The sequence below is a fragment of the Actinomadura vinacea genome (assembly GCF_039532545.1).
Taxonomy (GTDB): domain Bacteria; phylum Actinomycetota; class Actinomycetes; order Streptosporangiales; family Streptosporangiaceae; genus Spirillospora; species Spirillospora vinacea.
Window position 1 is genome coordinate 206,063 of record NZ_BAAARW010000016.1, and the last position, 15,978, is coordinate 222,040.

Consider the following 15,978-nt stretch of genomic DNA (forward strand, 5'->3'; position numbering starts at 1 on the left):
AGGCCCGCAAGCCTTCACGGCCGTCCAACAGCCGTCCGCGCACGCGCGTGCTTCTCAACCCAGCTCAGCCGCCCAGCAGGGGAGGGGAGGTGTCGTCATCCGCGCTGAAGACGTCATCCTCTTGCGCTTGCAAGTAGTTGTTCGTGTGTTCCTGCTCGCCCTGGCCTGGTTGCCCACCGGGGGGCCCACCCATCGGTCCCATCCCCATGGGGTAGCCGGACATCCCTGCCGTCCCCGCGCGACCGGTGGCCCCGGGCCCCGTTCCGCCGGTGCCTCCCATGCCGGCCATTCCCGGGCCTCCGATCGGCATGGCGCCCGGAGCACCGCCCGGCAGGTTGCCTCCGCTGGAAATGCCGCCTCCGGCGCCACCGCCGAAACCGCCGCCAGGTGGCGAAGAACCATCCCCCATGCTCGACAGCTGGCTCCCGCCGAAACCGGGCTGGCCGTACGTGGGGAAGCCGCCGGGACCATCTCCGGGACCACCGATGGGACCAGCGGCGGCCGAGGCCAACTGCGAGCCGGCAGGACTCAGGTACGGAGTCGAACCGGGGGCGTTGGGGCTGAAGGGGTAGCCGCCGGCTCCCCCGGCTCCCCCGCCTCCGAAGCCGCCACCGCCGCCAGGTGTGCTCGCGGTACCGGCGGGACTCGCGGCACCCCCGGGATGGCGGGGCGTGTTGCCGGCAGGCTTCTGGGGAGGCGGATCCGGCAGGTCCCTGTCGATGCCCTGCGGGAGAAGGTTGTGCGCCTGAGCGACACGCCCGTGCAGCGCCCTCAACCTTTCAGCGGCGTACTCGTTGTCTCCCGATGTATTGAGCATGCCGTCCTGCATGGTCAGGCCCAGATCCTTGTAGAAAGGCAGGATCTCTGAGCCGAGCCATGTGTACGCCCTGGCCGCCGTCAGAAACACATCCGCGGTCTTACTGCAGGTCTCGTACACTCTGCGCAACTGGTCCAGAGCCAGCTGGGCGGGCTTCCCCTCCCAGTTCGCGATCAAGGTGTCGGCATAGCCCTCAAGCTTCCCCTGGTAATCCCGCAGCGCGTTGGCCGCCTCGAGAAAACACTTACCCAAATTCTGCGCCGGACCCTCGCCCAGCTTTACGAAGCGCATCTTGACCTCGCCGAAGGGGATACCCTCCGATCTTGCGGGCTGCTCGTCCGCGCCTTGGGTCCAGATTTCCTCTCTGCCCTTACCCGGAACCGTCACCTTGTCCCCCTTTCCTGACGGCGTACACAAAGCCGACTCTGCCGCGACACCGCCGGCGGCTAGACCCGCCAGGTTTCCTTGACCATTCCGACGTTGGCCTGCTCGCCGTCTTCCACCTGGTCGCAGGTGGCCCGCAAGTTCTCCATGATGCCGTTCATGGCATCCATGACGGCGGTCAACTGCACCTCGGCGGCAGCGCGGATCCGGTCGGAGGTCACCTTCATCTTGCTGCCATTAGTGTGGTTGCCCGCATCGCCGCCGCACCCGTCCGGGCCCGGCCACGTCTGGAGAAAGCGAAATCCGTCGCGGCGTCCGGTAAGGCTCTGCAAATCATCGCCTATGGTCTTACTGAGGGACCGCAGCGCGTCCCCATCAAACTTGAAACCCTCTGCCGCCGCCTTGTTCCAGCCCGGGCGGCCGGGGGCCGGCTTCTGTTCGAACCCGTCGAAGTTCTCGACTTCGACGGTCTTTCCGCCGGTCTGCTCCTCCCGCTGGTTCAGCCGGTACTGAGCAGCGAGTTCCGGGTGCTTTTCTATCTGGCCGGAAGATCTGTAGTGGTCATACAGTTGCCGGACTCTTTCGTTGGTAAGATCCGCAACTGCTTCGCGATCGTAATCATTAAGATTCCCGGTACGGCTGCCGTCATTTCGACCACCATCGGGGTCGTACGCCCCAGCACTTGGTGAACCCACTTCTCACCTCCACCAAAACCATCGGATCCGAACCCCGCCCTTCTCGCGAGGCCGATCAGCCTTGCCAGACACCTGCGCCCCTGCGGTTGGTGTCTTGGTACGTTCCAATTACCGCGTTGATGAGCTGCGAGATCTTCAGGCCCGTCTCGGCGTTCCGGTTCGCGTCCTCGTCCCACTGCCGCCGTTGCGACTCGTACGCCTGCTGGACGCTGCCCTCCCACTGGGCCAGGGTTTTCTGCAGGTCCGCATGGAGCTCGGTCAGCTCTTGTTTCAGCTGGTTGCCACCCTGCTTGAAGTCCTGTTCACCCTGCTGCAGGGCAGCCGCGTTCACCCGGATATATGTCATGCCAGTCCCCGCCGTCAGTGATTGATGATGCTTGCGATCTTGCCGACTTCCTCTTGCTGCTGCTGCTCGCTCCGCTCGTAGTCCTTCATGTTCTCCGTGAGCTTCCCGTGGATCGCGTTCAACCTTTGCGACACATCGTTCAGCCGCCCAAGGTAATCGTTGGAGAGCGAATCGAAATTCCGGGCGGCCGGCCCTTCCCAGCCCGTCATCATCTGGCCCTTCTGGCTCTCGAGCCTGCCCCTGAGCCCCTTGATGACGCCCATAGACCGCTCGATGCGCTGAGCCGCCTGCCGCATCCCTTCCAGATCCTGTGCTGACTGGTCGCCCATGTTTCACCTCCGATGCGATGTGGGTGCCCCGCCGGCGCGGCCGGCCCCGCCCCTCTGAGGCGAGCACTTTGGAACGTTCCAGGCACCCAAATTGGCTACCTACCCTAGGAGTGATCTTGCGGAATGTCCAGGGCAGCCGGATAGCGAATTTCGTCCAAGCGCCGCGGGCTCTGCCCAAGGGCTCCGCCGGAGCACGCGAAGATCACTCCACTAACCCCCTGAGCTGGAGTTCCGTACCGGCATCGTGGCCGCCCTGGGGTCCAGGGCGGGGCCGCTGGGAATGAGTTGAAGAACACTCGCGGGAACCGGGGCGGCATGTCCTGCGTCGTAACCCAGATTGGCGGCTATTTCGGACGACGGAATCGCGAAGCGCATTCCTTGATCATTGATGATGGACAGGGAGCCCACCGCGCCGGTGCCCGTGGCGTTGGCCGCTCCACCGGGGGCCTGCCGCACCAGCGAGGCCCCGCCCGGGGGCAGCACCAGCTGGTCGACGGCGGCGCCGCCGCCCGATCCGGCGCCGAGCGCGGTGGACGAGGGCGGCGGCAGCGAGCCCCCGATGGTGAGCTTGGCATTGGTCTCTTTGCCCCCGGAGTACACGGCGCACAGCGGCTCGGCGGGGTTCCAGGCGGTGAACTTGGGCATGGTGGCGGGGAGTCCGTCGCTGAACAGCCGGGTACGCGACTGCATCGAGGTGGCCGAGGGCAGGTCGGTGGGCAGCGCCTCGGCGAGGCGACCCGGGTAGGCGGCCTTGGTCCGCGGGTCGCTGAGCAGCAGTCGGCCCTGCGTCTCGGAGATCTGCGCGAACCCGTCGGCCAGCATGACGTACCAGTTGACGCCGCCGCCGGTGTCGGCCCGGTACACCTGGCCGACCCGGGCCGGCCGGCCACCGGGCCCGCGCACCGCGCGGCCGCGCTGCCCGGGCAGTTGCGGGGCCGCGAAGTCGGTACCGGACGGGATCGAGTTCAGCCAGGCGGGCGCCACCTGGACGGGCGGGGCGCCGCCGGTGATGGCGGAGATCTGGGCGGGCGGCAGCGGCAGCTTCAGGCGGCGGTCCCGCCAGAGGATCCAGCTTTCCGTGCCGGCCCGCACGGGCAGCGCCTCGTCGGCCCCCCTCGTCCGGCCGCCGACCTCGCGGCCCGCCGCCAGCGTGGTCATGGAACGGCGCACCCCGTTGCCGGGATCGGCCTCGCGGACGCACACCGACCACGGGCCGCTGATCAGCTTCTTGGCGTCCGGCAGCGAGTCGGGCGCGTTCGGGATGCCGATCATGGGGCCGCGCTCGAACCCGGTCAGCGAGTTGCGCGACACCGAACGCGACTTGGTGCCCTGCTTGTTCACCGCGAGCAGCGCGGAGGCGTAGTTGGCGACCGGGAGCAGCTTCTTGGAGTTGGTGTCGTAGACGTACTTGGTGCCGGACTCCTTCTCGATGATGACCATGTCCCCCTTGTCCAGGCCCTTGGCGCCGCCGGGAAGCAGGAACCCGACGATGGCCGCCACCCCGACCAGCACGATCGCGATCACCAGGCCGGACAGCGCGGCCACGGTGTTCCGGCGCATCGGTGACTCGGCGGCGTCCGGTTCGCCGCTCAGCAGCGCCAGCCCGACCCGCTGCATCATCAGGTTGTGCGCCTGGTGGAGATCCCTCCGGCTCTGCTCCATCAGCCGCTCACCCGGCCAGCCCGCGCACGCGCGCGTAGACGTCCAGCACGGCCAGCGCCAGCGGGATCAGTGAGACCACGATGATCACGTCGAGGATGTCGCCCGCCCGGCCCCAGAACGGGGTGGGACGGTGGTCGGGCAGCCACATCACCAGGCCGGTCACGATGCCGCCGGTCAGCAGCAGCGGGACCAGCGCGGCGGCCAGCGACACCGCCTGCCCGTGGCTCAGCGCGGTCCCGACGGCCAGCAGCCCCAGTCCGATCAGCCCGGTGACCATCAGCCAGGCGCGCTGGGCGATGCTGCGGAACACCCGGGAGCGCAGCAGCAGCGACAGCGACAGCGCGCCGGTCGTGGCCGCGCCCGCCCAGCCGCCGGCGCTGAACAGGAACGCCAGCGCGCCCAGGGCGATCATCGCAACGCAGGAGATCAGGCCGGTGGCGTACCGGTCGGCCGCGTCGGTGCGGGCCAGCACGCCGCGGCCGTCGACGGACGCGGTGTCGTTCCTGAGGTCGGCGGCATTGGCGGGGATGCGCGGCAGCGGCACCCGGGCCAGCCGGAAGGCGAAGGACGGGATCGCCGCGGAGAACGCCATCGCGATGACCGCGGCGACGGCCGCGATGCCGGCGGGCTCCAGGCTCGGGGCGAAGAACACCACGGCCGACCCGACCGCGCCGAACAGCGCCGCGATGGCCGCGCCCAGGAAGACCGGCAACCCGTCCACGACGAGGAACGCCGCGACGACCGCGGTGAACGCCAGCACCCCGAACCCGGCCAGCATGTGCGGGGAGCCGAGCGCGTTCAGCTCCAGGGTGGAGCGTGCCGGCGCCAGCAGCCCGGCCAGGAACGCGTAGGGCATTGCCGCGTACCCGAGGACCGCGCCCGCGCCCGCGTCGCCGAGTGCGCGCGACAGCGCCCCGGCCGCGATCACGGTGACCAGCGCGATTACCCCGGCGGCGATGGCTGGAACGTTCCAAGACGGTCCCGACAAAACGATCACCACCGCGCCGGCCAGCAGTGCCGCGCCGACCACACCGAGCCCGAACGAGCGGGTGGTGGTGGGCCGCCAGCGGTCTGGACGCTCCCGGATCCCGCTGGCGACCACATCGGCCACGTCGTCGAACGCCAGCTCGGGCAACCGCGCCGAGCGCGGCCGCAAATACAGGAGCTCACCGTCCCGCACGCCGAGCGCCGTCAGGTCGCGGGCGGGATCGAAGGGCGGGTCGTCCAAGCGCTGCAGCACCCAGCCGGAGTGGGCGAGTCCCGCGTCGCCGAGCCTCTCCCCGGCCGCGCGCAGCAGCGTGGGGAGCATGTACGAGAGCGGCACGTCCGCCGGCATGGACAGGTCGACACGGCGTCGCGGCGCGACGATCGTCACTCGGCAAAGCGCGGGAGCGGCCGACGTGTTCACGAGTCCTCCAAGTCCCTCTGGTAGTGACTGACTCGTCTTACAGTGCCACTGGCAGTCACAATGCGCAGCTTAGGATAATGATCACCCGATCGTACGGAAATCTATCGCTACGTTCCCGTGCGGCGCATGCCGACTGCATGCGGGAACCGACACGCAAATCCTGCCTACGGAGGAATCCCAACGTGAGCACCATCCTCGTACGGCGGCCAGAGCGCAGGCAGGCGCCGCCCGAACCGAAGGGTGAAATCCTGCTGGAGTCGCCGCCGGAACTCCCCGAGGCCCAGAGCGCCGGCTTCCAGCAGGTCCTGACCTTTCTCCCGATGATCGTGATGCCGGTCATGATGGGGCTGACCTTCCTGGGGGGCGGCACCCGCAACCCGATCATGATGGTCAGCAGCGGCGGCATGGCGCTCGCCATGGGCGTCATGATGATCGGGCAGCTGGGTCGGGGCTCGGGCGAGCGCAAGTCCAAGCTGAACGCCGAACGCCGCGACTACCACCGCTACCTCGGGCAGGTGCGCGGCAAGGTCCGCCAAGCGGCCGAGCAGCAGCGGGAGGCCCTGGAGTGGAACAGCCCGCCGCCGGAGTCGCTGTGGTCGCTGGTGATGAGCAACCGGCTGTGGGAACGGCGCCCGGCCGACAAGGACTTCGGCAACATCCGCATCGGGTACGGCCCGCAGAAGCTGGCCGTGAAGGTGGTCCCGCCGGAGACCAAGCCGGTCGAGGACCTGGAGCCGATGACGGCGAGCGCGCTGCGCAGGTTCGTGCGGGCGCACTCCACCGTCCCGAACCTGCCGATCTCCGCGGCCATGCCGTCGTTCGCCCGGATCCTGCCGACCGGCGACCCGGACGTGATCCGCGGCATGGTGCGGGCGATGCTGGTGCAGCTCGCCGCCTTCCACTCCCCCGACGACCTGCGGATCTCGGTGTGCGCGTCGCGGGAGACGGTGCGGCACTGGGAATGGACCAAGTGGCTGCCGCACGCCATGCACCCCACCGACAACGACGCGGCCGGGCCGGTACGGCTGATCGCGCCGTCGCTGTCGATGCTGGAGCGGATGCTCGCGGCCGAGCTGAAGGACCGGCCGCGCTTCTCTCCGGGGATGTCCCCGAACGACCTCCCCTACCACGTGGTGATCGTGGACGGCGGCGCGGTGCCGCCCGACTCGCAGATCGGCGCGGACGGCATCGAGGGCGTCCTGGTCATCGACCTCAGCGGCACGGTCACCCCGACCGCCGACAACACGATGCTGCGGCTGCGGGTCACCGAGGACGGCATGGCGATGCTGAGCCGCGACCGCACCGGCAGCGACCGGCAGACCCGGCTGGGCCGCCCGGACTGGCTGTCGCAGGTCCAGGCGGACGGGCTGGCACGGCAGCTCGCCCCGCTGCGGGCCAGCGCGTCCGCGGGCGGTGGCGCCGAGGAACTTGACATGCTGGCGGCACCGCTGGCGTTCCCCGAGCTGATGCAGACCGGCGACCTCCGCGCGCTCGACCCGCGCACCGCCTGGCCGCCGCGGGCGCCGCGGAACCGGCTGCGCGTCCCGATCGGCTCCGACACCGAGGGCCGCCCGGTCGAGTTGGACATCAAGGAGGCCGCGCAAGGCGGCTTCGGCCCGCATGGCCTGTGCATCGGCGCCACCGGTTCCGGTAAGTCGGAGTTCCTGCGGACGCTGGTGCTCGGCCTGGTCATGACGCACTCTTCCGAGACGCTGAACCTCGTCCTGGTCGACTTCAAGGGCGGCGCGACGTTCCTCGGCATGGAGGGGCTCCAGCACGTCTCGGCGATCATCACCAACCTGCAGGACGAGCTCCCCCTGGTCGACCGCATGTACGACGCGCTGCACGGCGAGATGGTGCGCCGCCAGGAATGGCTGCGGAGCGCCGGCAACTACGCCTCGCAGCGCGACTACGAGAAGGCCCGCGAGCAAGGTGCGCCGCTCAAGCCCATGCCGAGCCTGTTCCTCGTGCTGGACGAGTTCTCCGAGCTGCTGGACGCCAAGCCCGACTTCGCCGAGCTGTTCACCATGATCGGGCGGCTGGGCCGGTCGCTGGGCGTGCACCTGCTGCTGGCGTCCCAGAAGCTGGAAGAGGGCAAGCTGCGCGGCCTGGAGACGCACCTGTCGTACCGGATCGGCCTGCGCACGTTCTCGACCGCGGAGTCGCGTGTGGTGCTGGGCGTGCCGGACGCCTACGAACTGCCGCAGGAACCCGGCCACGGGTACCTCAAGGTCGGCACCGAGACGATGACCCGGTTCCGCGCCGCCTACGTCTCCGGCCCCTACGAGCCGCAGACCGACCCCCAGCGGTCGTCGGTCGGCAACGCCCCCAAGACGGCCCCGCAGATCACCGCGTTCGGGCCCGAGTACATCCGTCCGCCGGAGCTCCCGCAGCAGCCGCAGCAGGCCGGCCCCACGGAGGACGGCCCCAAGGAGGTCCTGTTCGACCTGGTGGTCAAGCGGCTGGCGGCCGCCGGGCCCGACCCGCACCAGATCTGGCTGCCGCCGCTGGACGAGCCCGGCACGCTCGACCAAGCGCTGCCCGGGCTGGCGCACACCGAGCAGTTCGGCTTCACCACCGCGGGCTGGGACGGGCGCGGTCGGCTGCACGCCTTCGCCGGGATCGCCGACCGCCCGTTCCACCAGCGCCGCGACCCGATGTGGCTGGACCTGTCCGGTGCGGCCGGGCACGTGGGCGTGGTCGGCCAGCCGCAGAGCGGCAAGTCCACCGCGCTGCGCACACTGATCACCTCGCTGGCGCTGCTGCACACGCCGCAGGAGGTGCAGTTCTACTGCCTCGACTTCGGCGGCGGCTCGCTGGCCGGCCTGGAAGGGCTGCCGCACGTCGGCAGCGTCGGCACCCGGCTCGACCCCGACCGCGTGCGCCGCACGGTCGCCGAGGTCGCCGGGCTGATGGAATCCCGGGAGCGGTTCTTCACCGAGCGCGGCATCGACGGCATCGCCACCTACCGGCGGCTGCGGGCCTCCGGGGAGATCCCCGGGGACGGCTTCGGCGACGTGTTCCTCGTCGTGGACAACTGGCTGACCATGCGCCATGAGTTCGAGCAGGTCGAGGCCACCATCACCGACCTGGCCGCGCGCGGCCTGGGCTTCGGCGTCCACGTCATCGCCGCCACCAACAAGTGGTCGGAGTTCCGCACCACCATCCGTGACCTGTTCGGCACCCGGCTGGAGCTCAAGCTCGGCGACTCGTACGAGTCGGAGATCGACCGCAAGCTGGCGGTGAACGTGCCGGAGGGCCGCCCCGGCCGCGGCCTGAACCGGGACGGCATGCACTTCCTGACCTCGCTGCCGCGCATCGACGGGCGGAGCACGTCCGAGGACATGACCGACGGCCTGCGGCACCTGGTGGAGACGGTCACGGCGGGCTGGCGCGGCCGGCCCGGCGCGCCGCCGGTGCGGATGCTGCCGGCCGTGCTGCCGGCCGCGCAGCTCCCGCCGGTCGCCGACACCGGCAAGCGGATCCCCATCGGCATCGACGAGGACACGCTGTCGCCCGTCCTGCTCGACTTCGACAACGACCCGCACTTCGTGGTCGTCGGCGACAACGAGTGCGGCAAGTCCAACCTGCTGCAGCTGCTGGTCCAGTCGATCAAGGCGCGGAACAGCCTCGACGAGGCCCGGATCGTCCTGGTGGACTACCGCCGCGCCCTGCTGGACGTGGCCGAGGGGGGCGACCATGTGATCGGCTACGCCGCGTCCTCCACCGCCGCCGAGGACCTGCTCAAGGACATCCACGGGGCGCTGGTGAGCCGACTCCCACCGTCCGACCTGACGCCCGAGCAGCTGCGCAGCCGGTCCTGGTGGACAGGATCGGACCTGTACCTGATCGTCGACGACTACGACCTGGTGGCCACCCCGTCCGGCAACCCGCTCGCGCAGCTCGCCGAGTTGCTTCCACAGGCCCGCGACATCGGCCTGCACGTGATCGTGTCGCGTGCGATGGGCGGTTTGGGACGGTCCATGTACGACCCGATCATTCAGCGGATGAAGGACATGGCCGGCCCGGCGCTGATCATGTCCGGCAGCGATGAGGAGGGCAAGCTGTTCGGCGACGTGCGCCCCTCGCCGCAGCCGCCCGGCCGCGGCGTCCTCGTCGACAGGCGCGCGGGCCGGCGGCTGATCCAGACCGCCTTCCTGGGCCGCCCGGGCGGTGCCACCTCGACGACGATGACCCGGTGAGGCCGTTGACTCGCGGCGTGTTCGCCTCCGCGGGAGGTGTTCCCGGCGGACACGCCGCGGGTCGACGTCAGGTCAGTTTCTTTCTGAGGGGGCGACCCCTCAGACTCCCCGGCAAGGGCAGACTGACCGTCGCCCTCCGCTCCGCTCCGGGCGCCGGTCAGTCGTCGCTCGCGGCGATGTGGCCGCGGGCGGGGCGCCAGCCGCGACGGCGGCCGAGCGGGATGACCACGCCGCCGAACGCGACGAGCAGGGCCAGCAGGATCGCGCCGGCCGCGATGCCGCCGGCGATGGCGCGGGAGCGGTGGTCGACGGGCGCCGCCCCGCCGAGTTCGATCGCTCCGGGCACCCGCTGCCGGCCGGGGTGTCCCGGGCCGGCGTTCAACAGCCCGTTGACCGCCTGCATTGGGCTGATCATGCCGCTGCCGCTGCCGCTGCCGTTATCGCCCTCGGCGGTGCCCTTGATCCGCTGGATGACCTGCCGGTAGTTCAGTTTCTTGTGGCGGGACCGCACCAGCGCTGCCACGCCCGAGGCGTACGGCGCGCCGAAGCTGGTGCCGCCCAGCCCGCCGATGTACCCGGTGGGACCGGTGGAGACGAGCCCGACACCGGGCGCGGACACGTCCACTCGCGTCTTCAGGTTGGAGAACTCGGCGATGGTGCCCGCCTCGTCGGCGGCGGCGACCGACAGCACCCCCGGGTAACCGGCCGGGTATGCCTGCTGCTCCTGCCCGCGCTGCCGGTCGGTGACATTGCCGGCGGCCGCCACGATCAGCGCGTCCTTGCTCTGGGCGTACCGTACCGCCGCACGCAGCGCCGGGGTGTCGGGCGCGGTCACCGAGACGTTGATGACCTGGGCGCGGTCGGCCGCCCACTTGATCGCCTTGGGCAGCAGCGTGTTGTCCTGGGTGCTCTCGCTCGCGGCGAACTTGGCGTTCACCAGCTTGACCCGCGGCGCCACCCCGACGAACGGGACGCCATGGGTCTGCCGCAGGTCGCTGCCGGCGATGATGCCGGCCACCTCGGTGCCGTGCTGGAAGCAGTCCTCGGGGGTGGTGCCGGTGGCGTCGAAACTCGCGACGACCTTCCCGGCCAGCTGCGGATGCCTGCTGCTGATCCCGCTGTCCACGACCCCGACGGTCACGCCCTCGCCGCGGGTGACCGTCCACGCCTGTTCGAAGTCCAGGCGGCGCTGCGGCCAGGGCTGCTGCTTGATCTGACCGGCCGGCCGGCCCTGCGCGGGATTGCACGGCGGCGCCCCGGCCCGCACCGCCGGCGCGGCCCCGGCCGCCACGGCGACCGGCGGCGCGAGCGCCGTGGTCAGTAGAACGGCCCCGGCTCCGGCCACCACCCCAGCGACGCGCATGCTCAGTCTCCCGTTGCCCGTTTGATCACTGTTCGACCGCCGGCCAGGCTGCCCGGCCGCCTCGTCGTTCGATTCCTTCGCGGGCTCGGCCTGCCTGGCACGAGCGTCGTCCAGCGCCGCGTTCGCCGCCGGCACCAGCAGTCGGCCGAGCTCATCGGAGGACAGACGCATCGCCTCAGCGTCCAGTTCCACCACCTTGAGCCGCCCACCCGGCGCGGCGGTCGATCCAGCCGTCGAGCCGCGCCAGAAGCCGTAACTTGTGAGGCTGCCCAGCACCAGCCGTGCTCCCTGTCCCGGACGCACCCCGGAGCGCGGCTAGACTGCGCTTCAAAGTCCCGGGGCGAGCGCGATCCTGCCGGTTACGCTCGCCTCCTGCATGGCTTCACAGGCCAGGTGACGCACCCGCGCGGTACCTGAGGCCATTTCGAGACAGGCCCTAGACTCGGGTGAAGATGAGCACCGTAGACGTACTGACCGACCAGGCCATGGTCTTGCTGCAGGATCGCCCCGTCGTGCCGCTCACCACCTGGATGGCCGACGCCATCGGCGACTGCGCCGAATCCGGCCGTACCCTGCAGTTGGTCACCCCGCTCGACTCACGGCTGTCGCTGCCCCTGCGCGTCGTGGCGTCCGGCCCCGGCGTCCAGTGGGTCGTACGCAACGCCGACGGATACTACGAGGGCCTCACCGGGCGTCCCCTGCAATGGAGCGGCGGCACGTTCATGCCCGTCCCGGAGGCCCGCGACTACGCCCCCGGCTTCACCACAAGGCCCACCGCCCCGATCGGCGCCCAGCTCAGCCTCACCTACCGGCTCCGGCACGGATCCGGCGGCGCCCTCGGCGGCCCCGTCCAACGGCTGCTGCAACTGCTCACCGGCAAGGCCCCGGCGGGCTGGGGCCCCGCCGAGCCGCTCCAGCACCCGTGGCACCCCGACCGCCTCACCGAGTACGTGCGCGGCCGCGCCGCCGCCCGGCTCATCGTCGTCGGCGACGGCCCGCGCCCCGCCCAGGCCGTCGGCGAGTTCGCCGCCGACGGCGGCGCGGTCTCCGAGGTCACCACGGTCACCGTCGGCTACGCCCCCGAGGACACGCCGCCGCTGAAGCACCTGCCCTCGCTGATCGGCGCGATGGGGGCCGCGCAACCGCTGTCCTCGCTGTTCGCACAGCTCATCCCCGGCCGCGCCGACCTCACCGTCGAGGCCCGCTGGACGGGCGCCGCCGCCCCCATCGGCATGGCCGTCACCGGCACCGTCACCGGCCCCGCCGGGCTCCCCGGCCAGCAGGTCGGCCCCGCCGGCAACCCGCTCACCCTCTTCCCCCTGGGCGACGGCCGTTCCCCGGACGGCTGGCAGCGCCACCGCATGCTGATGCAGCACCTGCAGTCCACCGCGGCGCACGCCTGACCGGCCCCCGCCACCTTCGCGAGGCAGATCGCTCACGACGGCCCCGACTCGAAGCCGCTGCCGAGGTGCTTGAGGACGTCGGGCAGCTCGAAGCCGTTGCCACGGATGTGGGCCACCAACCCGGGTTCCGGCGGAAGGCCGTGCTCACGCAGGTTGCAGCCGACCGCCCCGATCCGGCGCATGCCCCGCTTCGTGCAATCCCCGGCGATCAGCCGCCGATGACCCCGCCGGGAAAAGCCGTGTCCTCCACACTCGACGGGCTCGCGTCCGGCTCCGACGGGTCCGTCGCGCGCCAGCTCAGCGCCGGTGCGTCGGGCTGCCCGTCGGGATAGCTCGTACCGCCCACCCAGTGCACCAGCGCCTCGGTGAACTTGCGCGCGATCCGCACCGCGTCGGGCAGGTCGCCCACCGCCCGCACGTCGACCCACCACACCGGCGTCGACACCCGGGACGCCAGTTCCGGCCCCAGCAGCCGCGCGACCTCGCTCTGCAGCATGACCTGCACCGGATCCTCGATGGACACCAGCAGCCGGCCCTCCGCGTCGTACAGCCGGGTCGGCTCGGGCTCGCCGCCGCGCAGTTCCAGCGGCTCCCCCATGGCGACCAGGCCGTCGGCCACGGCGTGCACGTCCGGACGGCGGCGCACCAGCGCGATCAGGTCAGTGCTCATCGGGACGCTCCGGGCGCGGAGAGCGAACGGGCGAAGACCTCGTGCACGATCCGGTTCACGGCCTTCTGGGTCGCTGCCGAGATCTTCGTCATGTCGAGCGCGCTCCCGGTGGCGACGTGCCGGTCGTAGGGCACGTGCACCACTGGCAGCCCCCAGGCCGTGAGCATCTGCTGGGCGCGTTCAAGGTTGGTGTTGGCCTGCGGGGCGTGCGAGACCATCGCGATGGCCGTCCGCGACAGCAGCCCCTGCTCGTTGTTGGTGGCGAACCACTCCAGCGCGCCGCGCGCGCTCAGCGCCCCGTCCACCGTGCCGGGGGTGACCAGCACCAGCCCGTGCGAGGCCGCCAGGATGCCCCGGTTCAGTTCGGTCAGGATGCCCGCGCCGCAGTCGACCACCGCGGCCGACAGGTACCGGTTGACCGCGCCGAGCGCGGTCTGGAAGGTGTCGAGGGTGAACTCCCCGGCGATCCGGCCGCCGCGCGTGGACGACATCACCCACAGCCCGTCGCCGGTCCGCGACAGGAACTGCGCGGCCTCCTCGAACGAGCGCGGGTTCGTCTCGGCCAGGTCGAACAGCGAACGTTCGGCGTGCACGCCGAGCCGCAGCGGCAGCGAGCCCAGCTCGGCGTCGGCGTCGGCGGCCAGCACCCGGTCGCCGCGGTGGCGGGCCAGTTCGGTCGCCAGCAGCGCGGCCATCGTCGTCTTGCCCGCGCCGCCGCGCACGCTGGCCACCGCCAGCTGCCGGCAGCTGGGTACCGGATGCTGCATCAGCTCGGCGAACGCGGCCTGCCACTGGGCGTCCCGCGACGAGTTGCCGCCGACGGCCTTGCGCATCCCGCGGCCCACCCGGCGGACGAGCCGGTCGCCGTGCTGGTCCTTGCTCACCAGGTCTTCAGCGGGCGGGCGGGGCCCTTGGTGGCCCGCCGCCGCGGCGGCTTCCTGCGCGGGTGCCTGCTGGGCAGGGCCCGGCGGCGCCGCTTCCGCGACGAAGGGCTCGTCCGGGTCGACCCCGGCGAGCAAACCGAACGCCAGTGACGCGCCGAACGCACCCGTCTCGGGACGCACCATCGACGGGTACTCGGGTGGCTGCTCCTGCGCGGGCTGCTCGCCGGCACTCTGCTGGGACGCGACGTCCGGCTGCAGGAACGGCGGAGGAGCCGGCGGAGGCGGCGGCCCCGGCGGTGCGGCCACCTGGGGATCGGGCAGAGGCGGCTGAGGAGAAGGCGAGGGCGGAGGCGGCGAGGGCGCCTCCTGCACCGGCCCAGGAGGAGATGGAGGCGGAGGCGCGGGTGCGTCTTGCGCCGGCTCAGGACCGGGCGGCGCCGGTGGAGGCGCGTCCAGGAGGGTCGCAGGCGCAGGCTGAGGCGCGGGGGCGTCTTCCGCGGGCGCGGGTGCGTCCTGAACAGGCGCGGGCGCCGGCGGGGCGGGCGGAGGCGGCGGGGCGGCCTCGGCCGCGGGCTGCGGCGTCACGAACGACGGCGGGGGCGGTGGAGGTGGCGGAGGTGGGGGCGGTGGCACCGCGTCCGCGGGGGCGGTGGCAGGCTCCGGCGCGGCGGACATCGGTTCGGACCGCTCCACCGCGGGGGGAGGGGGCGGATCCGCGTCCGGCGCTCCCGGTTCGAGGACCGCGAGACCTCGCTGCGACGCGCCAAGATCATGCAGCACGCCCTGCTGCCAACCCGAGTCCGACACCTGCCTCCTTTCTCCGTCGCAAGCCTACGAGACTCGGGCGATCTCGCGCAGCGCCAACCCGGGCCGGATCGGAGCGCAGGAAGTGACCAGAGGTGTTCCAGCTCGCCGTTTCGCAGGTCCACCGTGTGCCGGAACCGGTTATCCGGGTAGTCTTGCCCGATCTTTAGTGCTAAACACAGCTTTGACATGACTATCGGCCTGGAGCTGCGATGAACCCCCCTGAATGGCCTGGCCAGTATCAGCCCGGCCAACCGGGATTTCCGCCGCAAGGTCCCCCATACGGTCCCCCCGGCTTCCCGCCTCCGCCCCCAGGCCCGCCCCCCGGCGGTGGAGGCGGCGGCGTGCTGATCCCCCTCCTCATCGTCGGAGCCCTCCTGGTACTGGTGATCGTGGGCGCCGGCGTGTTCTTCGTGGTGCGGGGCGACGGCGATGACGACAACGAGCCGATCGCCACGAGGACGACGGCCAGCCCGTCGACGAACTCCTCCCAGCAGGCCACCACGTCGGACATGAGCACCATCCTCAAGCCGACCATCAGCACCGCGCAGGGCAACACCTTCACGCGGGCCGGCGTCATCCGCAACGGCAGCTGCATCAGCCGCGCCGACGCCGACCTGCTGGGCGCGCTGCGCAGCAACGCGTGCGTCCAGAACATGGACTCCGCGCTCTACTCCAACTCCACCCGCACCATCATCACGGTCGTCTCCATCCTGAAGTTCGCCGACGCCACCGCCGCCGCCGCGGTCAGCGACGAGACCAGCGAGGGCGCCAACCCGACGCTGCTCCTCCCGCCGCCCGGCAGTGGCCTGCCCGCACTGACCCGCACGCCGCCGTCCTGGACCCGTAGCTGGACCAGGAGCGAGTACGTCATCTACGCCCAGGGCTACTGGGCCAGCGGCAGCGACCCCGGCAGCCGTACCGGCACCGTCTTCAACACCGCCGGCGAGCTGGGCGTGGACGTCGCGAACACTCTCACCTGGGCCAACTGAATACCCACCCCCAGAGAGC

Annotated in this window: 13 protein-coding genes; 3 read left to right on the forward strand and 10 right to left on the reverse strand. The window is 71.2% G+C overall.

From position 1 onward, the window contains the following. Positions 1 to 64: 64 nt before the first annotated feature. From ABD340_RS22210 to eccD, 6 genes are all read right to left on the reverse strand, one after another. Complete coding sequence (locus ABD340_RS22210) at positions 65 to 1,204, reverse strand: hypothetical protein (RefSeq protein ID WP_344591261.1); 1,140 nt, start codon at positions 1,202 to 1,204, stop codon at positions 65 to 67. A gap of 59 nt (positions 1,205 to 1,263) precedes the next feature. Then, entirely contained in the window at positions 1,264 to 1,896 is a 633-nt protein-coding gene (locus tag ABD340_RS22215) for a hypothetical protein (protein ID WP_344591262.1), read from the reverse strand. 55 nt (positions 1,897 to 1,951) lie between these two features. Further along, the gene (locus ABD340_RS22220; protein ID WP_344591263.1) at positions 1,952 to 2,242 is read right to left on the reverse strand and encodes a WXG100 family type VII secretion target; all 291 of its coding nucleotides are present in this window, start codon (positions 2,240 to 2,242) and stop codon (positions 1,952 to 1,954) included. 14 nt (positions 2,243 to 2,256) lie between these two features. Then, positions 2,257 to 2,571, reverse strand: coding sequence for a WXG100 family type VII secretion target (locus ABD340_RS22225; RefSeq protein ID WP_344591264.1), 315 nt, complete (start codon positions 2,569 to 2,571; stop codon positions 2,257 to 2,259). A gap of 210 nt (positions 2,572 to 2,781) precedes the next feature. Continuing rightward, entirely contained in the window at positions 2,782 to 4,233 is a 1,452-nt protein-coding gene (eccB, locus tag ABD340_RS22230) for a type VII secretion protein EccB (protein WP_344591265.1), read from the reverse strand. A gap of 7 nt (positions 4,234 to 4,240) precedes the next feature. Beyond that, positions 4,241 to 5,608: a type VII secretion integral membrane protein EccD gene (eccD, locus tag ABD340_RS22235; RefSeq protein ID WP_344591267.1), complete on the reverse strand. Its 1,368-nt coding sequence runs from the start codon at positions 5,606 to 5,608 to the stop codon at positions 4,241 to 4,243. Between the two features lie 215 nt (positions 5,609 to 5,823). On the opposite strand from eccD, the gene eccCa reads away from it, so the two are divergent. Next, a complete protein-coding gene (eccCa, locus tag ABD340_RS22240; RefSeq protein ID WP_344591269.1) occupies positions 5,824 to 9,843 on the forward strand; it encodes a type VII secretion protein EccCa in 4,020 nt (1,339 codons plus the stop codon). A gap of 157 nt (positions 9,844 to 10,000) precedes the next feature. Here the strand turns inward: eccCa and ABD340_RS22245 are convergent, their stop codons facing one another. Then, positions 10,001 to 11,482, reverse strand: a complete 1,482-nt coding sequence (locus ABD340_RS22245) for a S8 family serine peptidase (protein WP_344591271.1) — start codon at positions 11,480 to 11,482, stop codon at positions 10,001 to 10,003. 176 nt (positions 11,483 to 11,658) lie between these two features. Between ABD340_RS22245 and ABD340_RS22250 the strand changes: the two genes are divergently transcribed. Beyond that, on the forward strand, positions 11,659 to 12,609 hold the full coding sequence (locus tag ABD340_RS22250) for a DUF6177 family protein (RefSeq protein ID WP_344591273.1): 951 nt from the start codon (positions 11,659 to 11,661) through the stop codon (positions 12,607 to 12,609). 32 nt (positions 12,610 to 12,641) lie between these two features. Here ABD340_RS22250 and ABD340_RS22255 read toward each other — a convergent pair whose 3' ends face one another. From ABD340_RS22255 to ABD340_RS22265, 3 genes are read right to left on the reverse strand one after another with little or no spacing between them, the layout of a single operon-like run. Continuing rightward, entirely contained in the window at positions 12,642 to 12,791 is a 150-nt protein-coding gene (locus tag ABD340_RS22255) for a hypothetical protein (RefSeq protein WP_344591275.1), read from the reverse strand. Between the two features lie 26 nt (positions 12,792 to 12,817). Then, positions 12,818 to 13,279 carry a hypothetical protein gene (locus ABD340_RS22260; protein ID WP_344591277.1) on the reverse strand — a complete coding sequence of 154 codons (462 nt, stop codon included), beginning with the start codon at positions 13,277 to 13,279 and terminating at the stop codon, positions 12,818 to 12,820. Further along, positions 13,276 to 14,469 carry a MinD/ParA family ATP-binding protein gene (locus ABD340_RS22265; RefSeq protein ID WP_344591279.1) on the reverse strand — a complete coding sequence of 398 codons (1,194 nt, stop codon included), beginning with the start codon at positions 14,467 to 14,469 and terminating at the stop codon, positions 13,276 to 13,278. Before ABD340_RS22265 ends, ABD340_RS22260 begins: the two co-directional genes overlap by 4 nt. A gap of 842 nt (positions 14,470 to 15,311) precedes the next feature. Here ABD340_RS22265 and ABD340_RS22270 point away from each other — a divergent pair. Next, positions 15,312 to 15,959: a hypothetical protein gene (locus tag ABD340_RS22270; RefSeq protein ID WP_344591280.1), complete on the forward strand. Its 648-nt coding sequence runs from the start codon at positions 15,312 to 15,314 to the stop codon at positions 15,957 to 15,959. The last annotated feature ends 19 nt before the right edge of the window (positions 15,960 to 15,978 follow it).

What these genes read in the sequence shown, in the direction of transcription:
- ABD340_RS22260 (WP_344591277.1), bottom strand. Translation starts at nt 13,279, where the DNA reads ATGAGCACTGACCTGATCGCGCTGGTGCGCCGCCGTCCGGACGTGCAC.
- ABD340_RS22225 (WP_344591264.1), bottom strand. Translation starts at nt 2,571, where the DNA reads ATGGGCGACCAGTCAGCACAGGATCTGGAAGGGATGCGGCAGGCGGCT.
- eccB (WP_344591265.1), bottom strand. Translation starts at nt 4,233, where the DNA reads ATGGAGCAGAGCCGGAGGGATCTCCACCAGGCGCACAACCTGATGATG.
- ABD340_RS22255 (WP_344591275.1), bottom strand. Translation starts at nt 12,791, where the DNA reads ATGCGCCGGATCGGGGCGGTCGGCTGCAACCTGCGTGAGCACGGCCTT.
- ABD340_RS22220 (WP_344591263.1), bottom strand. Translation starts at nt 2,242, where the DNA reads ATGACATATATCCGGGTGAACGCGGCTGCCCTGCAGCAGGGTGAACAG.
- ABD340_RS22250 (WP_344591273.1), top strand. Translation starts at nt 11,659, where the DNA reads ATGAGCACCGTAGACGTACTGACCGACCAGGCCATGGTCTTGCTGCAG.